Source organism: Acinetobacter yuyunsongii (assembly GCF_041021915.1).
GTDB lineage: Bacteria > Pseudomonadota > Gammaproteobacteria > Pseudomonadales > Moraxellaceae > Acinetobacter.
In genome coordinates, this window is sequence record NZ_CP157437.1 from 73919 (window position 1) to 96999 (window position 23081).

21 protein-coding genes and 1 pseudogene are annotated in these 23081 nt (G+C 38.0%); 8 read left to right on the forward strand and 14 right to left on the reverse strand.

Annotation, left to right across the window (positions count from 1 at the left end):
• The first annotated feature begins 32 nt into the window (after positions 1–32).
• Together ABLB98_RS15295 and ABLB98_RS15300 are read left to right on the forward strand one after the other, a co-directional pair.
• The gene (locus tag ABLB98_RS15295) at positions 33–176 is read left to right on the forward strand and encodes a hypothetical protein (RefSeq protein ID WP_153565456.1); all 144 of its coding nucleotides are present in this window, start codon (positions 33–35) and stop codon (positions 174–176) included.
• A gap of 199 nt (positions 177–375) precedes the next feature.
• Positions 376–519 (forward strand): hypothetical protein, encoded by a 144-nt coding sequence (locus ABLB98_RS15300; protein ID WP_153565456.1) that lies wholly within the window; start codon positions 376–378, stop codon positions 517–519.
• Between the two features lie 1416 nt (positions 520–1935).
• On the opposite strand, the gene ABLB98_RS15305 is transcribed toward ABLB98_RS15300, so the two are convergent.
• The 5 genes from ABLB98_RS15305 to ABLB98_RS15325 all read right to left on the reverse strand — a co-directional run bounded on the left by ABLB98_RS15305 (position 1936) and on the right by ABLB98_RS15325 (position 5810).
• The gene (locus ABLB98_RS15305) at positions 1936–3201 is read right to left on the reverse strand and encodes a type II toxin-antitoxin system HipA family toxin (RefSeq protein WP_000934717.1); all 1266 of its coding nucleotides are present in this window, start codon (positions 3199–3201) and stop codon (positions 1936–1938) included.
• Positions 3201–3506, reverse strand: coding sequence for a helix-turn-helix domain-containing protein (locus ABLB98_RS15310; protein ID WP_000366814.1), 306 nt, complete (start codon positions 3504–3506; stop codon positions 3201–3203). The genes ABLB98_RS15305 and ABLB98_RS15310 overlap by 1 nt, the downstream gene beginning before the upstream one ends.
• Before the next feature lie 920 nt (positions 3507–4426).
• Positions 4427–4684 carry a hypothetical protein gene (locus tag ABLB98_RS15315; RefSeq protein WP_004726728.1) on the reverse strand — a complete coding sequence of 86 codons (258 nt, stop codon included), beginning with the start codon at positions 4682–4684 and terminating at the stop codon, positions 4427–4429.
• 349 nt (positions 4685–5033) lie between these two features.
• Positions 5034–5630 carry a putative adenosine monophosphate-protein transferase Fic gene (locus tag ABLB98_RS15320; RefSeq protein ID WP_004826955.1) on the reverse strand — a complete coding sequence of 199 codons (597 nt, stop codon included), beginning with the start codon at positions 5628–5630 and terminating at the stop codon, positions 5034–5036.
• 12 nt (positions 5631–5642) lie between these two features.
• A complete protein-coding gene (locus ABLB98_RS15325) occupies positions 5643–5810 on the reverse strand; it encodes a YhfG family protein (RefSeq protein WP_002125865.1) in 168 nt (55 codons plus the stop codon).
• 274 nt (positions 5811–6084) lie between these two features.
• Here ABLB98_RS15325 and ABLB98_RS15330 point away from each other — a divergent pair, with 274 nt between their 5' ends.
• The 3 genes from ABLB98_RS15330 to ABLB98_RS15340 are packed head-to-tail and all read left to right on the forward strand — an operon-like array spanning position 6085 to position 12106.
• Positions 6085–6549 (forward strand): hypothetical protein, encoded by a 465-nt coding sequence (locus ABLB98_RS15330; RefSeq protein WP_032073110.1) that lies wholly within the window; start codon positions 6085–6087, stop codon positions 6547–6549.
• Between the two features lie 12 nt (positions 6550–6561).
• Positions 6562–8901: a hypothetical protein gene (locus ABLB98_RS15335; RefSeq protein WP_074163990.1), complete on the forward strand. Its 2340-nt coding sequence runs from the start codon at positions 6562–6564 to the stop codon at positions 8899–8901.
• A 4-nt stretch (positions 8902–8905) separates the two neighbouring features.
• Entirely contained in the window at positions 8906–12106 is a 3201-nt protein-coding gene (locus ABLB98_RS15340; protein ID WP_111313892.1) for a site-specific integrase, read from the forward strand.
• 327 nt (positions 12107–12433) lie between these two features.
• Here ABLB98_RS15340 and ABLB98_RS15345 read toward each other — a convergent pair whose 3' ends face one another.
• From ABLB98_RS15345 to ABLB98_RS15365, 5 genes are all read right to left on the reverse strand, one after another.
• Positions 12434–12652 carry a hypothetical protein gene (locus ABLB98_RS15345; protein ID WP_000550047.1) on the reverse strand — a complete coding sequence of 73 codons (219 nt, stop codon included), beginning with the start codon at positions 12650–12652 and terminating at the stop codon, positions 12434–12436.
• A 4-nt stretch (positions 12653–12656) separates the two neighbouring features.
• The gene (locus ABLB98_RS15350; protein ID WP_001190352.1) at positions 12657–13952 is read right to left on the reverse strand and encodes a Y-family DNA polymerase; all 1296 of its coding nucleotides are present in this window, start codon (positions 13950–13952) and stop codon (positions 12657–12659) included.
• 14 nt (positions 13953–13966) lie between these two features.
• A complete protein-coding gene (locus ABLB98_RS15355; protein ID WP_000038641.1) occupies positions 13967–14593 on the reverse strand; it encodes a LexA family transcriptional regulator in 627 nt (208 codons plus the stop codon).
• Positions 14594–14704: 111 nt separating this feature from the next.
• A complete protein-coding gene (locus ABLB98_RS15360) occupies positions 14705–15346 on the reverse strand; it encodes an SOS response-associated peptidase (RefSeq protein WP_002046584.1) in 642 nt (213 codons plus the stop codon).
• A 246-nt stretch (positions 15347–15592) separates the two neighbouring features.
• Entirely contained in the window at positions 15593–15745 is a 153-nt protein-coding gene (locus ABLB98_RS15365; RefSeq protein ID WP_162620818.1) for a hypothetical protein, read from the reverse strand.
• Between the two features lie 100 nt (positions 15746–15845).
• On the opposite strand from ABLB98_RS15365, the pseudogene ABLB98_RS15370 reads away from it, so the two are divergent.
• Both ABLB98_RS15370 and ABLB98_RS15375 read left to right on the forward strand, forming a co-directional pair.
• Positions 15846–16256: pseudogene (locus tag ABLB98_RS15370) on the forward strand (phosphoribosyltransferase); the annotation flags it as partial.
• Positions 16257–16371: 115 nt separating this feature from the next.
• On the forward strand, positions 16372–17118 hold the full coding sequence (locus tag ABLB98_RS15375; protein ID WP_087662167.1) for an IS5-like element ISAba31 family transposase: 747 nt from the start codon (positions 16372–16374) through the stop codon (positions 17116–17118).
• Between the two features lie 318 nt (positions 17119–17436).
• Here the strand turns inward: ABLB98_RS15375 and ABLB98_RS15380 are convergent, their stop codons facing one another.
• Together ABLB98_RS15380 and ABLB98_RS15385 are read right to left on the reverse strand one after the other, a co-directional pair.
• Complete coding sequence (locus ABLB98_RS15380; protein WP_061403634.1) at positions 17437–19155, reverse strand: GMC oxidoreductase; 1719 nt, start codon at positions 19153–19155, stop codon at positions 17437–17439.
• Positions 19156–19269: 114 nt separating this feature from the next.
• A complete protein-coding gene (locus tag ABLB98_RS15385) occupies positions 19270–20715 on the reverse strand; it encodes a coniferyl aldehyde dehydrogenase (protein WP_061403633.1) in 1446 nt (481 codons plus the stop codon).
• Positions 20716–20868: 153 nt separating this feature from the next.
• Here ABLB98_RS15385 and ABLB98_RS15390 point away from each other — a divergent pair, with 153 nt between their 5' ends.
• Positions 20869–21888, forward strand: coding sequence for an AraC family transcriptional regulator (locus ABLB98_RS15390; RefSeq protein WP_045796736.1), 1020 nt, complete (start codon positions 20869–20871; stop codon positions 21886–21888).
• A 101-nt stretch (positions 21889–21989) separates the two neighbouring features.
• On the opposite strand, the gene ABLB98_RS15395 is transcribed toward ABLB98_RS15390, so the two are convergent.
• Together ABLB98_RS15395 and ABLB98_RS15400 are read right to left on the reverse strand one after the other, a co-directional pair.
• The gene (locus ABLB98_RS15395) at positions 21990–22235 is read right to left on the reverse strand and encodes a hypothetical protein (protein WP_052690212.1); all 246 of its coding nucleotides are present in this window, start codon (positions 22233–22235) and stop codon (positions 21990–21992) included.
• 19 nt (positions 22236–22254) lie between these two features.
• Positions 22255–23001, reverse strand: a complete 747-nt coding sequence (locus ABLB98_RS15400) for an IS5-like element ISAba31 family transposase (RefSeq protein WP_004645384.1) — start codon at positions 22999–23001, stop codon at positions 22255–22257.
• Positions 23002–23081 lie beyond the last annotated feature (80 nt).

Consider the following 23081-nt stretch of genomic DNA (forward strand, 5'->3'; position numbering starts at 1 on the left):
TCATCATTGGAATAAGTGGACAAATTCCTGACATGGAAATTGCAGCGAGATTGGCTAAAGTTACTGCACTGATTATCAGTCGAGATGTCGTTATTGATTATGCCTTATACGGAACTCCAGAATTAGCCCTCGTTGCGAACAACAAAGCAGAAATCCTGCAGTTCCGCGGACGCTGATAAGTAGACAGATTCCTGACACGGAATACTATAACTTACATCACTTAAATAGGATGCATAAGTTATGCAAGTTACGCCACTTAAATAAGTTAAGGCGCTAAAGCGATAAAAGCTACATGATGGCCAGTACTGAGCACTGGCGATCTAAGTCAATGCTGCAGTTCTCATCATCATTGGAATAAGTGGACAAATTCCTGACATGGAAATTGCAGCGAGATTGGCTAAAGTTACTGCGCTGATTATCAGCCGAGATGTCGTTATTGATTATGCCTTATACGGAACTCCAGAGTTAGCCCTCGTTGCGAACAACAAAGCAGAAATCCTGCAGTTCCGCGGACGCTGATAAGTAGACAGATTCCTGACACGGAATACTATAACTGAGGTCACCTAAATAGGATGCATAAATTATGTAAGTTACGCCACTTAAATAAGTTAAGGCGCTAAAGCGATAAAAGCTACATGATGGTCAGTACTGAGCACTGGCGATCTAAGTCAATGCTGCAGTTCTCATCATCATTGGAATAAGTGGACAAATTCCTGACATGGAAATTGCAGCGAGATTGGCTAAAGTTACTGCGCTGATTATCAGCCGAGATGTCGTTATTGATTATGCCTTATACGGAACTCCAGAGTTAGCCCTCGTTGCGAACAACAAAGCCAGAAATCCTGCAGTTCCGCGGACGCTGATAAGTAGACAGATTCCTGACACGGAATACTATAACTTACATCACTTAAATAGGATGCATAAGTTATGCAAGTTACGCCACTTAAATAAGTTAAGGCGCTAAAGCGATAAAAGCTACATGATGGTCAGTACTGAGCACTGGCGATCTAAGTCAATGCTGCAGTTCTCATCATCATTGGAATAAGTGGACAAATTCCTGACATGGAATACTATAACTGAGGTCACTTAAATGGGATGCATAAGTTATGTAAGTTACGCCACTTAAATAAGTTGAGGTGCTAAAGCGATAAAAGTGGCACTGTTGGAAATATAGATTTAAGTCGATGATTTTTCCTTTAAAAAAAGTACTTAAAGACGGCTTTGTTGCACAAAGCTGTTTGTAAGGTCTGATTCAGCAATATAATTTCCGAATGAAGAAGCCAGCAACTAAAATCTACCGTACAACGAATTGGTCCGCATATAAACTCAGTGCGAGAAACTTTCAGAGCCAAGTGAATGAGATAACACTAAATATAAAAAAAATGGAAGAATAATTTACTAAGTTATTGTTTTTAAGTTGATCCTTGTTTTATATGGGGGTGATAATAACTTCTGATTACTAGTTTTTACCTTAAATATACCGATTGAAAGATTCATTTAAAGGCTATGAATACATGAGTTTTACAGTTTGGCTAGGTCAGCATGAGTACTTTTCACAAGATTTAAGATCGACCATGAACGTGATTAAGTTATAGGGGATTGATGAAATAGTTTTTATGAATTTCTGGCTTTCTGGGCTGATTTTATCAAATTCATGTCTATGCAAAATTGCGACATATTTCTCGTGCTGGTAGTTATCCAGAGTTTGGTCTGCATCTATCCATAGTGCAGACCTTTTTTTGGTGACAGTTTTTTCTTAGTGATTTTCGATCTGGATGTAGTGATTTCACGTTTGCAGAATATATCTTGGCGGTGATCCATCTAATATTCGTGATTATAAAGAGAGCTAATTCACAGGTTCTACAGATTATGTAGCGACTAACTATATCAAAGTCTATTTGCAGTTGATGGTTGGCGCTTAGTTTATATTTACGCTTAGGTTTCAGTTAAAAAATCAATATTCTGTTGAATCCGTGATTGAATCATCTGTAGGGTAGATTCTCGAATTTGATGGGGATACAGGCGCTGCGCAATTTGACTAAATTGAAGTGCAATTTCACGCATGGTCAAGATGATCTCATCGACTTCTAGAGTAGTCAGATTAGCTTCTGAAGTACCGAGTTTATGTATGTCATTTCGGGAAATATTGAGCGCTTCTCCCATAATGTCCATTTGATGATAACCACCTGGACCCTCGCAGAAGGTCACATCATAGGCTGGAGCCAATTTCCATTGACCATTTTTCTCCATGAGAAATGAAAAGTTCTTAGTATGGTCATCCCGATTATTGAAAAGCACATTAAACACAGCACGTTTAAAAGCATGCAATCTTTCTCGTACATCTTGCGTACACATCAAGGTTGCCCGGAGAAAATTGCGATAGTCTAGGCTACCTGGAACTTTATAGTCTGCTCCTGTATATGCAGCCAAACTCTGCATTGGAATCCGCATACCATTTTGACGATCGAATCGTTTAGAAGCAAAAGCCGTTAAACCATTGGGCAAATTAAAGAAATGGGTATCTGGAGTCTCAATTGCACAAAGTCGCAAACATTCTGCATAGACGGCTTCAATGGCGCAGACTTCAGGATGCTCTTGCTGAGCAGGAAACTTAATCAGCCAGGCTTCATGTTGATCAGAATCTTGAGTCGAAAACTCTAAATTGACAGGATCTCGGTAAACCAACGCTTTTGGTCTGGCACCTTGAGGGGAGCCACCCATGACCAATAAATGCTGTAGAAATTCACCACCTTCACCTTTGAGTACTTCTTGAACTTCCTGGGCTAGTTGTTGTAAAGGGATATTTTCTGAGGTTTGCATGTCAGCAACACAAGGTTCAAAGGAGAGGGCACCCATTGCGTGACTACTAATATAGGTCAGACGCTCCAAAGGTCCAATTCGTGCTGAATTTAAGCCAATTTTTTTGAAATATCGATCCATCAACATCATGCCCCAACCATCTGGTAAAGCGTCATAGACTGGACCTGGGAGTCCCATTTGATGAGTAGGAAAACCTTGTCTGAATGGTAGACCTTTTAAAGGCAGCAAGTAAGAAGAGAGCTCAACACCTTGCTGTATTGCTTCTGGACTATATTCAAAAGCAATGGTGGGTCTACCTGTCGTGGCTGTTGAACTAATCAGCGTTCCCCATAACCATGATTCGCCCCAACCGTTGTAATAAACATTAAGTCTATTGAGCATTATCCCTTCCTCTTAATACGGTGGCGCTTACTTTGACTCTCATAGCGAAGAATGTCATTCACACTGTTAAGCTGAGGTTTAAATAGTTCCTGAAGTTCGTTTAATCGACCCAAGACCATTGCAATACGGACTAAATTTTCAACAGATACATTTCGTCCCGCTTCAAGATTCGAAACTGTATTCACGCCGACACCAGCGCGTGCTGCTACCTCAGCTTGAGACATCTCCAGAAAGAGTCGTTGCTTACGTAAACGCTCACCTAAAAGAGTCACAACTTCTTCTGGTTTAGTGAAATATAAATCCATTAAATTGGGTCTTAAGAATGAATAATTTAATTAAATCACAAAATAATGGAATTAATCTATAGCTATAGTGTGGCTAAGGAGGGCTTTGTTGCACAGCACATCAGAAGGGTAGGTATAGTCCTTGGGTATCGGTTACAGAAAATCATCAGGATGTACTTTGACTGATTGTTGATACGGAGATTTCAGTATTTTCATTTTTCCTAATAGGTCACATTACTTAGAAAGGGTTCTTCGAAAATTAGTTCATACTTTAAAAATCCTATAAATATTGAGGATATTTTCTTAATGCTTTCAATATAGCATGCGGCTATATGTAACTCGAACGGGCTTAATCTGCCTTTCAGTATAAATTTTTTGGGCGTGAGAGGGGAGAGGTGTGAGGGCAAGCAATTTATATCGTGGATACTTCTAAATTACTTATGTAATAGAAGGTGGTAAACATGGATTTAGAGGTAATAACACTAAATATAAAAAAATTGGAAGAATAATTTATTAAATTATTGTTTTTATGTGGTTATTGGTGATGTTATGAATAATAATAACTTTTTTCTTGATGAATTTTACCTAAAAAAATTGATCAGATAATTTTCTTTAAATGTCATGCATACATAAATTTGACAGTTTGAAGGGATCGGTATGTGCATTTTTCACAAGGTTAAAGATCGACCATAAATGTGATAAACGGCAGAGGATCATTGAAAAATGAATGGATTTAAACACTACATGTATGCACGAAAAAAAGTATCGCTGCGGTTCTGCTGACAGGCTGTATTGAGCATTGAATGCAAATGATGTAGTAATTGTCTACAGGCTATAGGACCAGCATGAAGAAGAATGAAATGTAGTTGCCAATTTATAACCTTGGTTGAAAAGCATAGCATTGTTATTCGGAGAAGTGAGGTAAGCCATCCTTCTCTTATTCATTTAAAATGATTCTTACTCAACTGATCTCGACTCATGGGCTGGTTCCAATTAGACGGATAATAACTTCCATCCCCTATCTTTTTCTTACCACATTTCTTGCATTTAATCCCTTCTTTGGAGATTTGATTCAGCATCACTGTTGTCGGTTGAATCAAATCAATGACATAGTTCGTTGGTTCAGGAAAAGCAGAAGAGGCTGCTTTATTGCAAAAGAGAACATTCGGATCAAATGGATTGGATTGCACAAAAGCCATGATACAGCCACAGAGTAATTCACCTGCATGTAATCTGTAACATCCATTCAGGTCATCAGACGAAGATTAATCTGAAATTTAAGCACTAAACGCCATAAATCTATGTATGGGCAGACTTTTTTGAGACATATGTTGATAAACATGCGGCAAGTTACATTGCTTAAAAGTCTATCTAAGTTAACGATCTATTCAATTCTGGATAAGTAATCTGAATATTACGATCCTAAATTACCCGAAGAGTATTAAGATTTCTAAGAATCGTGATTGTTGGTTTATTTGGGAAATTAATCAGTGGATTGAAGCAAAGATGATGGCTCATTAAGGATTGTGGGCTTCGACTACTTAAATTTTAGGTATTTTGAATAAAGCATATTTCAAAAATCTTAATTAATGGATTTAAATTACCATAAAAACCTTCAATATTGGCTTGAATCCATTGTTGTTGAGAGTCAATGCGAGACCAATCAATACCATAACCACAATGAGCAATCAGATGCTCAAAGAAAATCCGTTGTGTACGTCCATTACCTTCACGGAATGGGTGTATGACATTAAGCTCACAATACAAGTCGGCAAGTTGAGGAATCAGTTGTTGTGGTGCTAAGCCTTGAAAGTATTTTTTTTCTTGAAGCGTTTTGAGTAGTTTATTGGTTTCAATTTCAATACGGGAAAAATTACAAAAACGGGTGTCACCTTTGGAAATATCGATTTGTCTTAACTTTCCTGCCCAGTCGTATAAGTCGCCAAAGAGCTGCGCATGAATTGATTTTAAGTATTGTAAGTCGTAAGGTGGTTCAGCATATTCAATTAAGTTACTTGCCAATCCAGACAGTTCTAGTTCAGCTTGTTCTAAAATTTGTTCATCATGAATATTGAGTTTGTTCTTTAGGATATTTGTGCCAGGGTAACAATACAGGCTGTCACCCATTTCCCCATATTTATCCATACATGCACCTGACTAAGTTTCGGGTTGCGAATACTTCTTATATTTTTGCAAGATTTCAGCTTTACTTTGTTGAGTTGTTTGAGCTGTCGTTGTAATGCCTTCAAGCTTTAGGCTGGCTTGATAGTTTTGCGCACGTGTCGCTTGAATATATTTTTTTTTCTGTTCAGTGGTTCTGAGCATTTCGAAACTCCATTGATGCTACACGTGAAGTAAGTATAGCAGAGAATCTTTTTGATCAATGCTGCATACACAGCATTTCAAAATGTAATACAACGGTATTGTTTCATGTAATAACAGAAAACTAAAAAAAAGTGGAAGAATTTTTAAAATTTAGACCACCCATGATAAGTAAACCATATGTATTTGTTGATAATTGTAATTTTGAGAAAATTTAGTTGATAAATTAAATGAATTTTAATATACAAAGATATGCTCATTTTTTATATCGATAAAAATGTTAAAATTTGACTATTTAGTAAAAAATATAGAGATATTTATGGGGCAATTTATCATGCCCTTTTGCTTTGATCGGCCAGATATTCAGATTGAGATGGTGAAAATCAATTCAGAATTATTGAAAATCAAAAAGATTAAACAGAGTCAGAAAGTCGTAGTACAAGCAAAGTTCAAAGTAATCTACGTCAAAATTTGGCAAAAAATTTTGCTATTGATGCAAACGGAGCGAGGATTACGTGTGCATTCTAATTATGTTGCAATCATACAGTTGATACAAAATCTGGATTATTTTATCGAAAAATCACAGCAACATTCATGCTTTGAGAGAAAAGCCCAAAAAGAGTTAGATGCAAAATTTTTTGCTCGATTTTTTAAGCTGACAAAAAATTCAATAAAAGATCAACTCATACCAAATTGTGCGGATTTAAATGAATTTTACACATACAACTCGATAAAAATTTAATTGAAAATGAATATGCAAATGACTGAACGAGAAAAGCGATTTTTAGAGTTAGCAGAAGAATTTCAACAAGATTATTGTCTGCTACGTGATGAAGTTGTGAATACACAATTTCTCGATCTATCAGATGATTTGTATGAAAAAGTTCATGCGCTATATGAGAAGGCGCAACAGATATACGGCTATATATCTAGTACGAGGCAAATTGGTAATTATTATTTGCTAGCTTGTTTAAGTTATTTTGCATCTCCTGATACTAGTAATACGCAAAATTTAACGTCTCAACGTTATCTGATTCTGCAAGCAAGTTTTTTAACTTATCGACATTACCAAGATTTTTCAAAAATTCCTAAAGGTGAGAATAAGAAAAAACAGGTCTGTGATCTCTTGCGTTATGTATCACGATATGTGCTGCATTCTAGTAATGCTGAATTATTTGAAGAATGCAGTAAGCTATTAAATCGTTATGTCATGTACGAACGTAGCTTGAAAAACGAGGATCGTAATCAACTTTTTAATATTAATGATTTTCAAGAAATAAAAGTAATTGAATATTTATCGGCACTATTGATCATATTTATACGACTAGATGATCGTAGTGTTGTTCATCGTCAACGTAAGTCAAAAGAACGGAAAGCTTTACAATGGCCAACTAAAAACGAAGTCAGAATATTTCGTGAAATAAAATCAGGTAAGCAAGAAGATGTCGGATATAACGCAAAAATCAGTTTTCATGATGCCTCTCTTCACAAAGATGAAGATGGTGAAATTGAGCTTGCAGACGCTGAAGTAGAGTTATATTCAGAAGATGAAAAGACTAAACAATTTAATCATATAATTAGTGATTATGTTGCGCATTACACGCGTCATCGCCAACGCCGGCATGCTCCATTTATTACAAATCCTCATTATTTAGCGCCGGACGTACTGAAGCAAGTTGTATATGTACTAAGAGCCGAATTATTTGGAAACTGGAAAGATGCTGCAATAGCTGCTGCATGTTTATTATCACTGTTGACAGGATTATCACCCGTTGCACTGATGAATTTTAACGAGCTTATTCAAGATGGAATTTTGATCCAGAATGGTTCAAGTAGACGTCGCGAATATTTACTCAAATTAAATCTTAAAATTACAGAGCAGAAGATTAAGAGCTTAAATCATGTGCGATGGAATGAAGAGATGTCGCATCAACTACATCTACCTGCGGCATGGTTTGACTACATCGAGCAAGGAGATAATCCATCTATATCTTCAGCTTATATTAATACCAAGCTTAAGAAATGGCTTGATAATCAGTTTGTAGGTTCGATCACCGTTGAAAAACTTCAAGCACAATTATATTTTCATATATGTTATGAAACATTTAATGAATATCTTGCACATGTGATCGCGGGCCGGGATAGTCAGCATCATATGCCCGGTATTTTTTATGGCGGGCTTCCAAAGGCTCAACTGGATACTACATATCTTTGCTATTTAGAAACAGTGCTTACACCGCATTCTGCTCAATTTGATGAAGACACAGCAGAACTTAATATATTGCAACAAAAATTTAAAATTAGATCTGCTTTATCTATAGGTCGGATAGGGAGCCAACTTGCACTTGCACCAAATTTCGTACAAGAGCAATTTAATTACTTACATAAGCACTGTGAAGAGAATATTCAAAAACATAAACATATCATTAATCAACTGAATGCATATGCCTGCTGGATGTGGCATGTTAGTTTGTTGTGTTTAACAAATCGACCTAAAGAAAGTCTGTTGGGTCAATTGGATGATTACTGTTTTGAACTCAAGCTTTTATATGTGAATGATAAGAAAAATAGTAAGGCAAGAAAGGATGGTCGCTTTATCCCATTATCTGATTTTTTCATCAAAGCATTGCAAAATTACACTACTTTTTTAGAACAAATTATTGAAGCATACGGTTTATTTTTTAGACAAGTCTTTGTAAAGAAGAAAATTACTATAAATGATCTTTTTGGAATGGTCCTAGTTAGTAACGAGAGCCTTCCGATGACTGTCAAAGAGTGGCAGAGTAAAAAAATTAAGTTAATCCCGTTATCAAGGAGCTGGGTAAATGCCTATATGCGAGAGATTTTTCCCAGAAATATGTATTCAAATTGGTTACGCCATTTTGATATGAATTTTTTGATGCATGAGCAGCAAGAGGGTAAACCAGCATTAGCTTTTCACTTAATTCAGGCCCTGTATGGTCATGACCAACGTGACCGAGAGGCTTTTCATCCGCATTCTTCACTTATCCCGAATGTCTATGTACAGCAAGCCCGCCAGCAATTGCAAGATAATGTCAAATCTTTATCGATTAAACACTTAGAGCGAAAATAGTTGTATGCAAAAAATCAAAGAACTAATAAAACCACAACTAGATGATCTATTTGTTGATATTCATAAAATGGTGAAAAAGTCGCTAGATAGACAGCCTTCTCCACCTGAAGTATTGACGAAAGAAATGCAGCAAAAACTTGATCAGCAGATCGCTGAAAAATGGCATGACATTAAAGATAGTGTTGATTGTTTGAGTCAAAAGTTGAGCCGAGACGAACAATCAAAACTGATGCAATTTACTGAAGATGAATTTAATAAAAGAAGGAAGCAATTCAACCAGAATGTAGATAAAAAATCATACAGAATTAAGCTAAATCCACATACTAAACGGATCGTACTGCCTAGAAAAATTGAGAGTACAGAGTCACGGTTAGAACAGGGGCATCTACATATCCATGTACTTAAGGAATTAAGGCAGTATTGGCAAGATTCATTTGAATATTGGAATGAACCAAAGTACTTATGGGGAAATTTATGCTTAAGTTTTATATATATTTCAGGCTGTGCAGATGAACAGCATTTGATTGCTATTCAGAAGCAATTGCAGGAGGCCATTGAGCTTGGTACAGATCTGAATTGTTTTCGGTTATACCATTCGGACTACAAAAAAATCACTAATCCATTGTTACTACATTATCGTGTTGAAAACTCTCAATATGGCAACGATGTAGAACAGGGAAAGTTGTACCAATGGAAACATGTTTTTTTTAACCCATATGCGCAGTTCATTTTGCAATATTTAAAAAAGTTGAAAGCTACTCAGAAAGAATTTTGTCTGCAACATTCAGTTGAAGATTGTATTTTAGAAAGCTTGAGTAAGATAGGCAGGAAAAAAAGTCTTGGGGATCTGCAATATCAAATTAAACGCCGTGGATTTCGTGCATTTAATGATGTGCAAATGGTACTCGAATTTAATCCAAACCTCAGCATAGATATATTTTTGAGTAATGTGCTTCAGCAAGAGATTAATACTGTTGCTTTAAGGCCATCCGAATTTAGATTGCTGTGGAATAATGATTACAATCAAGTCACAGAACCAGATAATCGCCCTATTCATTTTGAACAAGAGCAGTTACTTCCTGAAGTTCCGACTGTTCAAAGCAAATTACAAACGATTCCGTATGAGTTGATGTTGTTTGGTCAAAAGAAACGTAAAGGTCAAAAAGTTGAGCGTTTAGATAAAAAGAGGAATAAAGAAGAACGCACGCTACGTTTTTGGCAAGAAACTAGAAGGGTGTTAGAGGAGAAGATAGTTGATGCTAATACGGAGGAAAAGTCTTTAATTGATGCTCAACTACGCTTAATTCACTGGTTAATGCATTTAAAAAAACGAGGGCTTCAATTATCAACTATTGAAAGCTACTTAGGATCGTTTGGCAAAGAATTTATATTTGAGATTTGGCTCAATAAATTAGATTTAAAGCAACAATCCATAGATGACTATGAGGATTTATATCGGCAGCTATTGAAATACAGCAGTGAACGTGATGAAAAAGCAGTTCAACGAGATTCGGTGAAAGGAAAAACCTCTCGTAAGATGCACCAAAGCGCAGAATACCGTTTTGGTCGCCTAAAAGATTTTCATCAATTCTGTATAGAGAATTATGATGCTCCAGGGGTATTGGTGTTACAGAATTCAAGTTTTAAGCATTTACAAATTTGCAATGCACGGCTAGTGAGTCCTTTGCTATTTGGCAAATTATTGGAAAAACTAGAAAATTTAAGTCAAGAGCCAACGGCATCAGAGTGGGTCGATCATCTGAGTTGTTTAAAGCTGATGTATTTACTAAGTTATAGAACTGGACTTCGATTAAATGAAGTTCGTTGTCTTAAAATACAAGATATTATTTGCCCAGAGCTACTTTATAAAGAAAAAGAAAATACAGTTTTTAATAATATCACGCTTCATATCCAAGACAATTCATATCGCCGTCTGAAAACGCGAAGTGCGAATCGTCAAATACCATTGAAAATTGCATTGTCAGAACATGAGTTTTTAGTAGTACAACGTTACATACAACATCGTTATGAGCAATATTTGGTTAATCAGCAGGATGATCAACTTTTTAGTGTGAATCATCGTGTATTAACTGATCAATGTATCAGCAAAATTACAGTAGATTTGTTTAGTCAAATATTAGGTATGCATCATGGCTTTAGTTTTCATACATTACGCCACAGTGCTGCTAACTATCTAGCAATAACTTTGCTCGGTTCAAAAGAAATGATCAAGACCTACACAGATTGTCCTTGGGTAAAAGCAAAAAAGATGAGGGATTTATTGTTTGGTATGAAAGCACGTGCTCAAGAAGAGATTATTCAACATAAATGGCAGGTGCTCGCCTCTTGGATGGGGCATAGCAGTATTGAGCAAACGGCTTCAAATTACCTTCATGTTTTGGATTTATTAGCAGTCGATCGAATTTATAATTCGCCGTGTATCATTTCAAAAAAAGTATTAGAACAGTGTTTTAGTCCAGTGAAGTCAAGTACAGACTACATAAACCTAAATCGTTATACTCAGCAGCAGAAATGGTTTAATTCTTATCAGCAAACACAGCCAGTTACGATGGCTGGCCGACAAGAAAAGAAGTTTAGTATAGAGAAGAGTACTCTGACACCTTTTCAACGTTTGATAAGTTTTAGAGAAGGTCGTTTAAGCGAAGATACCCAAGCTCAAGAATGGATGCAACGATGTCAATGGATGAGCACTAAATGGATGGATCGCCAAAAATTTAATTTAAAAACGAATTATGTTTATAGTAAGAATTTAGAAGAGAGTTGGTTTGATGAACTTTACGAAAAGGCTAAAAAACTGACTCGTCAAGATGAAATAATTCCTCTCCTTGATTTTCATTATAAAGATGATAGGCAGCAAGATGCACTGAAAGAAAAGAACATGGTTAAGGCGCTTAAAATATTATTATTATTTGGAAAACTGCGTAAGAATTTTCTACATTTTCAATGCCGAATGAAAGGTGATGAGCAACAAATTGTTAATTTTATTACTGGTATAGAGCCAATGTTAGGAGATCATCTGTATTTAGAAAAACAAAACTACCCAGTTAATTTGGATGCTCCTGAGCGAACCGTTAAATTTAGTTTTCAAAGAGTTGTCGGCTCTAACAAAAAAAATGTTACTCCGCTGGTTATATTTAATTTAATGTTAAAAATCATGCTAGAAGATGAACTCTGGTTGAAATAGCCTAAGCAAACTGAAAAGGGGGAATTGTTTAAAAATCTCTCTGGTTATAAGTAAACTGTCTTTATGAAAAGCATCATACTAACTTTGATTCATAATAAAGGGAATTTAAAAGCTTTAGCATCACAATTTGGTCACTGGATTTTAGACAATAGTGTAAAGATTAGCACTTTGGTAAATCGATGAGCTAAAGTGTTGTAGTCCAAACTCGATCTGACAATTACCCATTTTTTAGTGTGCCCGTCAGGTTAAATTTGAACTGAATTTTTCTCAGCCCAAATTCATTTCCAATCAAGTTATGTTTCAAGTGGCGTGCGAACACTGCACAATTTAATTCACGGTGCCTAAGACAGGTATCAACTTCGGACCAGCCATTCTAGCTTTGCTAATGATTTCCACCAGCTCATCATAAGTCAGTTCAAACTTATCCTCACTATCAAATACATAGACCATATTCTTGCCTTCATGTTCAGGTGGAGTAGGTGGTACAAATCGTTTCGGGATAAGAATTTGTGCGAGTTGTTCGTCAGTTAATTTAAATAAGTGCATGTTTTTATCCTACTCTTGGTAAGTCAGACCATTTGGTTAAATACGAAGGTGATCTAAGGTTTTGATTCATGTGCCATGTGGCTTCTTTATTGTTGGCAATGCCTAGCGTGACGAGATTCTTCCCAAACCGTTCACTGATTGCTTCGATGGCATCTGAAAGCCTTTCTCGCTCTTGCTTATGTGAATAGTCCGTGAATAGATCGGGCACAAACTTGGATTGATCTGTAATTTCGAGCAGCACGATTCCCGCCTTTTTATACTTAAAGCCTTTCTTAAATATCTGATCGATGCCTTTCATCGCGGCCTTGGTGATGAGCAGTAGATCATCCGTATGCTCATGCATTTGAACGACGATGTAAGGCGAGTAGCGCTCTGTCTTATCAAAGCGACTGGTTTGGATATACACGCCGATCATCTTGCAGATTGAGCCATCTTCCCGCATTCGTTTCACGGCTCTGGCCACATAAAGCCGAACCGAAGCTTTAATGTCATCCATTTCATACACTGGGTTGCCATATGAACGGCTGCTGATGATTTGCTTCTTCGCTACAGTATCATCACTAAGGTCAATACAAGAAAGGCCCTGTAGCTCAAGCACCGTCTTTTCCATCACGATACTAAACTGCTTTTTGATTTCTTTAGGATTGGCATTGATCAGATCCAGCACAGATTGAACACCCATAGTATTGAGCTTCTTACAGTTCTGTCTGCCTACGCCCCAAACCTCAGACACATCAACCTGCGCGAGTAGCGTTTCTGTAGAGCATGGGTCCATATGGGCCAGATTACAGACCCCATTGAAGAACTTGTTTTTCTTGGCGAGATGATTGGCAATCTTGGCTTCGGTTTTAGAGCGACCAATTCCAATACAGCAGGGTAGGCCTAACCAACGCCAAGCCTTAGCCCTCATGTCTTGAGCATATACAGTCAGGTCAAATAGATGCTCGTAAGCTGTGAGCTTCAGAAAGCATTCATCAATGGAATAGACCTCTTGATCTCCTGGTGCAACATAGTCCCCAAGCAGCTCCATAAAGCGCTTGGACATTTCGCCATATAAGGAGAAATTACTGGATAGCACCTGAATGTTATGTTGTTTGATCAGCTCTTTAATTTGGAATACAGGAACACCCATCTTGATGCCTAAGTCTTTCGCTTCCTGGCTTCTGGCCACGGCACAGCCGTCATTGTTGCTGAGCACAATGGTTGGGCGATCATTCAAGGCAGGATTAAACACACGCTCACACGAGACGTAGCAATTATTCACGTCGACTAACGCGAATATTTCATTTTCACTTTGCATGGTTATTCTTCTTTTTATGAGCGGTGATAAATACGCTTTAAATTAAAAGTCACCACACCCCAGATTGATATGGTCTGACTATCATCAGGAATGATGTGATTGTAATTCGAATTTTCAGCCTTCAACCAAAGTTCTGGAAGCGGATAATCTTCATCTCCAAATATTTCTTTGATTTCAGACTTGGACATCTTATTGGTGATCATCAGCCGCTTAATGGTCGAGGCATTGTCATCAATCAGGGCAACCACGATATCGTAATGCTTGGCTTCAATACTGCGATCAATAATGATTGGATCATTAATCTCTAGGCCAGCATCGAGCATGGATTCACTGTCTACATAGGCAATAAAAGTAGAAATAGGGTTGTGAATCAGGAACTCATTCAGATCGAGTGCTTTGTCTTGCTCATCCTTGGTGCTGAAGGCCGGACCTGCAGGAATACGCTCTAAAGAGACGGGAATAGATACTTTGGATTTGGGTAGGACAGCAGTAAGCCCTAATTTTTCAACAAGCTCATTTTGAACAGCGATTTGTTCAAGCACGGTGTTGATGGTAGGACTTGGTTTACCCTCTGGACCCATGAGCTCTTGTAAAGATGACCATGCGTCGTCAGAGAAGTAAATAGGCAACTTCTTAGACATGAGATACTCCTACGCTACGAGGCGTGTTTGGAAGTAGAATTTGTTTAAATAGGATATTACTAACAGCGTTTAAAATTCAAATTTAAAAAGTTGTGGATAAACAAGGATGCGTCAGAATAAGACGTTTTGTTTCTGCTCATCGCGTGGAAATGTGACGAATTCATCGGGCATTTGAAAGAAATATTCATGCGCATGTTCATGATCGGCTGTTAGCCAGTCTTTTCTGTACTGTTCTGGAATAACGATGATGGATCGCTTCTCATCCTTCGGTGCATGGAATTGTTTCATAAAAGGGTGATGGTCCGAATTGATGGTCAACATTGAAAAGGAACGTACCTTATTGCCATTAATCACTGCATCATCATAGATCCCTGCAACAGTAAAAGGCTGATCATCTTTACGCTTGATGGTGTACCAGTGTGGCTTGCCATTGATGTATTTCGGCTCATAAAATTCTTGTACTGGGACTAGGCAGAACTTGCTGTACTTCCAAGCATGTCGAAAGCTAGGCTTATCTGCTACAGACTCAGTTCTGGCGTTATAAGTATGACTGCTGAACTTCAATTCTTTCGCCCAGCTCGGTAGTAATCCAAACTTTGCAATATCAAGCTCTAAGTGATCTGAGCCGTTCAGAATGATTGGAGCATGATAGGAAGGGAATACATGATCCTTAAGCTCAAGATCAAACTGGCTTGTATCGACACCTAAGAGTGTCAAATTTCTTTTATTTGGAAATAGGTAATTTGAGCACATAGCCTGATCACATAACTAAAGAATTTATCTGAAATTGTATACGATGCTTTATGGAACACATGGGATTTATGGTGTCAGTTCAAGTAGGCTATATGAAAAAAGTCATGATGGGGCAAGTTACATTTTCAGTTAAAGTATGACTTATGGGATGCAAAACTACGTTGGGCGTGAAGTCATAAAAAAATTAATCAGGATTTTGCATAAATAGTGCGCCGTAAGGCGCATTATTTTTAAGGAAGGTTTGTATTACTCGACAATATATAACTTATGTTTTTTTTTCGGGGGCTCAACTTTAGCTAAAGCATCAAATGTTAATTGATTAAAATCTTCTTCAGAGATTCCAATTTCATCAAGCATTTTATTTTTATCAAAAGATGGTTGTGAGGGGTTTTGTTGCATAAATATGTAAGCATCTGATTTAAATAAATTTAATTTTGGATCAAAAAATAATCAAAACTTTTAAAATCATATAGTTATGAAATCTTTGTGCAACAAAGCCGTTCAAGCTATAAAAGTATCAAGAACTGGCGGTGATGGGTGGCATAGATTAGCCAACCCACCAGCATTTGATGGGACAATAAACAATGATAAATGTGTTATTATTGTTGATGATACCCAGACCCAAGGTGGTACTTTTGCAGCATTAAAAGGTCATATTGAAACAACTGGGACGAATAAAGTTATTGGAGCATATGCACTGACGGGTAAACAATACTCATCACAATTAGCTCTAAGTAAAGAAACTCTTCAGCAATTGAGGGATGTATATGGTAATCTTGAAGCATGGTGGAAATCGATTTACGGGTACGATTTCGAAAGGCTCACAGAGTGGGAAGCAAAGTATATCCTCAACTCTCGTAAAACAGCTGACGAAGTCCGAGATAGAATCATTGCGTCAAAACAAACGTGATGCTTATGCACTTATGATGAAAATGAATTAATTATTAGGGTGTGTTGACACTTTTAGCTTAAAAAAATAGCGAAGTAGTAAAATCAAATCGCCAAACCCAATTTTACTATTCGCTATGCCTCGTACCATGCTGACAGATCAACACTGGCAAAAGTTGAAAGTTATTCTGCGTAATTTATCCATTCACCACAACTCAAATTTACGCAATTTTATTGAAGCTATTCTCTATAGAATTAGAACAGGCTGTCCGTGGCGAGATATTCCTTCTTGTTTTGGTCATTCAAACTCTATTTTCAAACGTTTTAATCGTTGGTCAAGCAGCGGTAAGTTACTTAGATTATTCAAATTGCTAGCCTCATGCCCCGATATGGAGTGGATTTTTATTGATGGCTCTCATGTACGTGCTCATCAACATTCTGCCGGCATAGCGAATCAATCTATTTCTAAAAGTGTAGGAGGAAACTCCTCAAAAATACATTTGATTGTTGATGCACATGGCAATCCTATTGATTTCATAATTACCGATGGGACCACACATGATGTTAAAGTTGCACCTGATTTAATATCAACATTAGATTTAAAAGAGACAAAAGTGGTATGCGCAGATAAAGGCTATGATTCAGAACCACTGCGTGAACAGATCAGGAAAACAGGGACTAAAGCGAATATACCAAAGAAAACGAATAGCCAATCTAACAATGACCATATGGACTGGTATTTATATAAAATCAGGCATTTAGTTGAAAATATGTTTTGTAGATTAAAGCAATTTAGAGGAATAGCTACTCGATATGACAAGCTCAAAAGAAATTATCAAAGTTCTGTTGCTTTAGCCTGTATATTTTTATGGCTACCTTTATAGGGTTAATTATGAACAGTAAATGTCAACAGACCCTAGTCATATTTTATAACAAGAAAAAATAAACCATGGCTTTTGGGTTTATGAATAGACTCAATAATGCCCCCCAATTACTCATTGATCGGTAAAAAAGGTAAGACAGCTTTTCGCTCTCTTCTTAGCTTAGGAATTTCTGAATTATAGCCCATAAAATCAGCAACGCCCTCTAACGCTGTCATACAGCGTTAGAGGGATAATGATCTCAAGATTGTATTGCTTGGGCTGTCTAATTTGCCGTATTAGACACCATCACCATCACCAGCCCAAACCATATCCACTTTTTTAAGCATTGCTTAATGCACTGGCTAAATCACCAGTACCCTTCAAGTCAGACACCTGTCCCTCCAAAGGCTGACTAAATTCAATACGCTGAATCTTTGCTGCCCGCTCTGCGGAGAACACTGGGATTTGACTCATCGCAAATTCAGACAGTGCGGTAATGGTTAGTGAGGGATTCACACCTAAATTCCCAGGTACAATCGAACCATCTAATACGCGTAAATTTTGATAACCAAAGACTTGACCAGTGAAGTCCACAACGCCATTCGACTTGTCATTGCCCATCGCGACACCACTCATAATATGTGCTGTCGTTGGCGTTCCCAGTAGAATTTCAGTAAGTGCAGAACCAGGTTCTCCACCTAACTTTTGTGCAATCATTTTAGTGGCTTCTTCAGCCGCAGGGAATGAAACGGTGAGTGGCGTGTCCCCTTCTTTTTGCACAGCAGTGATACTATTTTTGAACAGTCGATACCACTTTCTACGCCATTCAAAATGAATGAATGCTTCAGACTTTTGCATCACCAATAAAATGATAGAGTCTTTGGCTTTACCCTTATAACGCAGTACTTTAAAGGTTTTTAAGGGATGTAACAGTGTATTGAACACAAACTTCATAAAGCGCATAAAGCCCTGACCAGTCACCATAGGCACGTATGGAATATAAATCCATGAAGCATCCGCACCTTCAGGGAAACGTGTGACCTCGATATTGGTATCTGCATCGACTGAAATAAAGGAGCTGATAGCCACACCATCATCCAGTTTTTTACCAGTATTGTTCACTGTGGTCAGGGTTTCCGAGTTCGTCCGAACTTCCTGTCCCAGCAATGAAGAAATATTGGGTAAAGTTTTATGCTGATCACGCATTTTTAACAACATCGGTACCGTACCCATTACACCCGCAGATAACACCACCCCACGACTGCGCAAACTATACTGACGAACATTCTTTCCTAAAGTTTCTTTGACTATTACTTCGTAACCTGCGCTACCATCTTCATTCAGTGGTGTAATTTTCACCACTTCAGAACTTGGACGAATTTCAACGCCATTACGCTCAGAAAAATACAGGTAATTTTTCATCAGGGTATTTTTGGCATTATTACGACAGCCCAACATACAAGCGCCACAATAAATACAGGAGTTACGATCTGGCCCCTCTCCATTGAAATACGGATCTTTCGCTAATTGTCCTTCTTGACCAGCTACTTGCGAAAAGAAGACCCCCGTATTCACCGTTTTAAATGAATTTGCATATCCAATTTCACTCGCAACTTCTTTTAACGTTTCGTCTGCAATATTGGTATAAGTATTATTCGCTGTACCCAACATACGTTGAGCGAGACCATAAAACGGCTTTAAGGTTTCTTTCCAGTCTTTACGAATCTTGGTCCATGCCTCAGACTCAAAAACAGCATCAGGTGGAATTAAATGTACATTGGCATAAATTTGTGAGCCCCCACCGACGCCCACCCCATGCAAAATGGTGGTTTTACTGGTGAAAGTAAATTGCATCGTACCTCTGAATCCCAGTTCAGGCCGCCACAAATAGTTTTTGGTGTCTAAATTTGTAGTTGGAAAATCCTTGTCTTCACGGCGTAATCCTTTCTCCAAAATCAGGACTTTATAGCCCTTTTCACTAAGGCGTAAAGCACTGACCGATCCACCAAAGCCTGAGCCAATCACGATTTGATCAAAATCAAAATCTTTATTATTCATCCTATTAACTCCTTTAAAAGTTTTATTTTTCTGTTTTTAAATACACTAATTCCTTCACTTCAAAATATCCATCTTGAAGTGAAAAGTGATGTTGAGGTTTTTAAATTTAAGCGCTTATGACTTCATCCGAATCAATAAATTCAACAGCCAATTGGCAAATTTTCCGTAAGGCGGCGCGAGAAACTTCAAGCTCGAAAAACCCGCCTGATAAAACACAGGACGCATTTTGGAAAAAGTCAAAAAGCCTTCATAGCCATGATAATGCCCCATCCCGCTGGCACCGACCCCACCAAATGGCAAGTCATGCTGCCCGACATGAAATAAGGCATCATTGACCGAAACCCCGCCCGACATAACTCGGCTGATATAAAATTCGACTGAGCTTTTATTATTGCTAAATGGATAAAAGGCCAATGGACGATCACGCTGCACAATATAGTCCACTACCTCTTCAGGCTTCTGGTAGGTTTTGACCATCAAGATCGGACCAAAGGTTTCACGCGTATCAATTTCCATCTCATCATTGCTGTTCAACACCAAAGTCAGTGGAAATTTTCGTGTCGCAGCATCTGGCTCTTGCTGATTTAAATTAATCAAACTTGCCCCTTTGGCTTCAGCATCTGCCAAGCTATGCACTAAGCGCTGAAATGCGCGCTCATCAATCACAGAAGTATAATCTTTGCTATGAATATCAGGCACATGTTCCTGAACCCACGCTGCCGCGGCTTGAATAAATGCTTGTAACTTCGACTCATGCACAAATAAATAATCGACATTGGTACAAATTTGTCCCGCATTAAACTGTTTCACAAACATAATGCGTTCTACAGCTTTATCGATGGGGTATTCAGGGTCAATCACCGCAGGAGATTTACCACCCAGCTCCAAAGTCACTGGCGTCAAGTTTGGTGCAGCAGCAGCCATGACTTTACGCCCTGTCGCACCAGAGCCAGTAAACATCAGGTGGTCAAACGGCAATTTTGAAAATGCGATGCCTACTTCACCCGTCTCATCGAAAATCTGTAATTTTTCCGCTTTAAAGTATTTGGGGCTTAACTCCATCAGCAATTCGGCCAAATGTCTTGAATTTTCAGACATTTTAACCATAGCGGTATTTCCCGCAGCAAACACGGCCGACAACTGTGAAAACATCAAATTGATGGGGAAATTCCACGGCACAATAATTCCAATCACGCCCAGTGGCTGAGGAATCACACGGTTCTTCGCACCAAAATACAGGCTATGATCGACATGTCGTTTTTGTACTTTCGTCCATTGCTTCAAATGTTTGATGCTGCCGTTAATGTCATCCGTGACAGTAATAATTTCTGCCAATAAGGTTTCATGGCGTGAACGATTTCCATAATCACGATTCAAGGCGTCAATAATTGCTTCACGGTGATTGTTAATCAATGCTTTTAAATTCAGTAAATGTTGCTTGCGTTGTTCAATCGTTTCAATGCCTTGCTGATGAAAGCTTTTGCGCTGTAATTGAAAACAATCGTGCAATGTCTGTTCTATCACTGTTTGCTCGATATGAGACTGAACCGTAAGTTGCATATGCTTTTCCTTTCACGGCTAAAAATGGTGATTCAATACTTCTTTTCTATGTTGGTTGAGATAATCTCTTATCCTACTTTAACAAATGACTTGAATTATGCTTGACTTTTTAGGACACTAAATTGATCTTTTAGGACAACACGGAATGTTGTAATGGGAAGTTATATTCGTGCAGCCAGCCTCGGCGGTTTTGAAGACTTAGTCCGTAGTTATGGCATAAACCCTATAGGAATCTTGAAAGAGATCGGGATTTTACCTGCTTTACTCCGCGATCCAGATTCATTTATTCATTATGATCATTATTTAAATTTATTGGAAAAAGCGGCCTTAGCCTGTCAGGATGACTGCTTCGGTTTAAAACTCGGCGCACTCCAAAATATTAGCACAATCGGTTTGATTGGCGTCTATATGTCCCGACAAACGAGCATACTTGAAGCCTTAAGCGTGGCGCAAAAGTATGTCTATTTACATGCTGAAGGCGTTGTCTTTCACGTCTCGCAACATAATGCTCTGTTCTGTAAGCTGAACTTTGTGCGTTTAAGTGAATACAACACCGATGTACCACAAAAATCACAACTGGCCATTTGCCTTGTCGCGAATATTTTAAAAGATTTGATTGGCCCACAGTGGCATGCAGAAAAAATTTGCTTCAAGCAAAAAGCACCACAAAAAGGAGCTCAAACTTTCCAAGCACATTTTTCCTGTCCAGTGGAATTTGAAACCGATGAGGATGCGCTTTATTTTCCCGCAAGCTTTTTAAGCTATAAACCCTATAATTTTAATGAAGATGCCATTAATCAACTAATCGTACAGCAGCTTGAAACACAAAGCAGCACCAAAACTGAAGACAATACCGCACTGATAGAGAGTTCAGTCCGCATGCTGATGGCGACAGGAGACTGCAGCATTGAAAATATCGCACTCTGTATGGGAATGCATCCGAAAAAGCTTCAGCGCGCTTTAAAAATGCAAGGAACAACCTATCGAGATATACTCGAAAATGTCCGAAAAAAAGAAGCGCTTCGTATGCTTGATGCAGGCAATGTGAATTTGACAGATATTGCTCTACAGTTGGGCTATGCAGAATTATCTATTTTCAGTCGCAACTTTAAAAGCTGGTTTGGCGTTCCTCCAACCGAGTTAAGAGACAAAAGTCGAAGCCATATTGTATGACTTCTGGTTTTGCTACTTCGTTAAATAAAAAGTACCCAACGAATTCAAGCATATAGTTTAAATCCATTGAATGTCACTCTAATCAATACAGACTCAATTGATTATTTCGGGAAAACAAAGGATGCGACCAAACGTGCCCCCCAACCTTTCGGGCTGCCGTCAGTATCATCAACCCAATATCGAGCACCACCGCCCACACTAATGGCCTGACCATTTAGGCGAATCACTTTGGTCACAGTCAAGTTGACAGGAACTGTGGCTTCTTCTGCATTCCAGTCATATGTCGTTTCAGTATTCAATGCCACCGTCGTACTATTTGGATAAGTGTAACTAGGGTCTGTTGACATTTACTGTTCATAATTAACCCTATAAAGGTAGCCATAAAAATATACAGGCTAAAGCAACAGAACTTTGATAATTTCTTTTGAGCTTGTCATATCGAGTAGCTATTCCTCTAAATTGCTTTAATCTACAAAACATATTTTCAACTAAATGCCTGATTTTATATAAATACCAGTCCATATGGTCATTGTTCGATTGGCTATTTGTTTTCTTTGGTATATTCGCTTTAGTCCCTGTTTTCCTGATCTGTTCACGCAGTGGTTCTGAATCATAGCCTTTATCTGCACATACCACTTTTGTCTCTTTTAAATCTAATGTTGATATTAAATCAGGTGCAACTTTAACATCATGTGTGGTTCCATCGGTAATCATGAAATCAATAGGATTGCCATGTGCATCAACAATCAAATGTATTTTTGAGGAGTTTCCTCCTACACTTTTAGAAATAGATTGATTCGCTATGCCAGCAGAATGTTGATGAGCACGTACATGAGAGCCATCAATAAAAATCCACTCCATATCGGGGCATGAGGCTAGTAATTTGAATAATCTAAGTAACTTACCGCTGCTTGACCAACGATTAAAACGTTTGAAAATAGAGTTTGAATGACCAAAACAACAAGGAATATCTCGCCACGGACAGCCTGTTCTAATTCTATAGAGAATAGCTTCAATAAAATTGCGTAAATTTGAGTTGTGGTGAATGGATAAATTACGCAGAATAACTTTCAACTTTTGCCAGTGTTGATCTGTCAGCATGGTACGAGGCATAGCGAATAGTAAAATTGGGTTCGGCGATTTGATTTTACTACTTCGCTATTTTTTTAAGCTAAAAGTGTCAACACACCCTA

Coding starts and splice junctions, on each gene's coding strand:
- ABLB98_RS15295 (WP_153565456.1), top strand. CDS start 33: ATGGAAATTGCAGCGAGATTGGCTAAAGTTACTGCACTGATTATCAGT.
- ABLB98_RS15300 (WP_153565456.1), top strand. CDS start 376: ATGGAAATTGCAGCGAGATTGGCTAAAGTTACTGCGCTGATTATCAGC.
- ABLB98_RS15305 (WP_000934717.1), bottom strand. CDS start 3,201: ATGCTCAATAGACTTAATGTTTATTACAACGGTTGGGGCGAATCATGG.
- ABLB98_RS15310 (WP_000366814.1), bottom strand. CDS start 3,506: ATGGATTTATATTTCACTAAACCAGAAGAAGTTGTGACTCTTTTAGGT.
- ABLB98_RS15315 (WP_004726728.1), bottom strand. CDS start 4,684: ATGGCTTTTGTGCAATCCAATCCATTTGATCCGAATGTTCTCTTTTGC.
- ABLB98_RS15320 (WP_004826955.1), bottom strand. CDS start 5,630: ATGGATAAATATGGGGAAATGGGTGACAGCCTGTATTGTTACCCTGGC.
- ABLB98_RS15325 (WP_002125865.1), bottom strand. CDS start 5,810: ATGCTCAGAACCACTGAACAGAAAAAAAAATATATTCAAGCGACACGT.
- ABLB98_RS15330 (WP_032073110.1), top strand. CDS start 6,085: ATGTTAAAATTTGACTATTTAGTAAAAAATATAGAGATATTTATGGGG.
- ABLB98_RS15335 (WP_074163990.1), top strand. CDS start 6,562: ATGCAAATGACTGAACGAGAAAAGCGATTTTTAGAGTTAGCAGAAGAA.
- ABLB98_RS15340 (WP_111313892.1), top strand. CDS start 8,906: ATGCAAAAAATCAAAGAACTAATAAAACCACAACTAGATGATCTATTT.
- ABLB98_RS15345 (WP_000550047.1), bottom strand. CDS start 12,652: ATGCACTTATTTAAATTAACTGACGAACAACTCGCACAAATTCTTATC.
- ABLB98_RS15350 (WP_001190352.1), bottom strand. CDS start 13,952: ATGCAAAGTGAAAATGAAATATTCGCGTTAGTCGACGTGAATAATTGC.
- ABLB98_RS15355 (WP_000038641.1), bottom strand. CDS start 14,593: ATGTCTAAGAAGTTGCCTATTTACTTCTCTGACGACGCATGGTCATCT.
- ABLB98_RS15360 (WP_002046584.1), bottom strand. CDS start 15,346: ATGTGCTCAAATTACCTATTTCCAAATAAAAGAAATTTGACACTCTTA.
- ABLB98_RS15365 (WP_162620818.1), bottom strand. CDS start 15,745: ATGCAACAAAACCCCTCACAACCATCTTTTGATAAAAATAAAATGCTT.
- ABLB98_RS15375 (WP_087662167.1), top strand. CDS start 16,372: ATGCCTCGTACCATGCTGACAGATCAACACTGGCAAAAGTTGAAAGTT.
- ABLB98_RS15380 (WP_061403634.1), bottom strand. CDS start 19,155: ATGAATAATAAAGATTTTGATTTTGATCAAATCGTGATTGGCTCAGGC.
- ABLB98_RS15385 (WP_061403633.1), bottom strand. CDS start 20,715: ATGCAACTTACGGTTCAGTCTCATATCGAGCAAACAGTGATAGAACAG.
- ABLB98_RS15390 (WP_045796736.1), top strand. CDS start 20,869: ATGGGAAGTTATATTCGTGCAGCCAGCCTCGGCGGTTTTGAAGACTTA.
- ABLB98_RS15395 (WP_052690212.1), bottom strand. CDS start 22,235: ATGTCAACAGACCCTAGTTACACTTATCCAAATAGTACGACGGTGGCA.
- ABLB98_RS15400 (WP_004645384.1), bottom strand. CDS start 23,001: ATGCCTCGTACCATGCTGACAGATCAACACTGGCAAAAGTTGAAAGTT.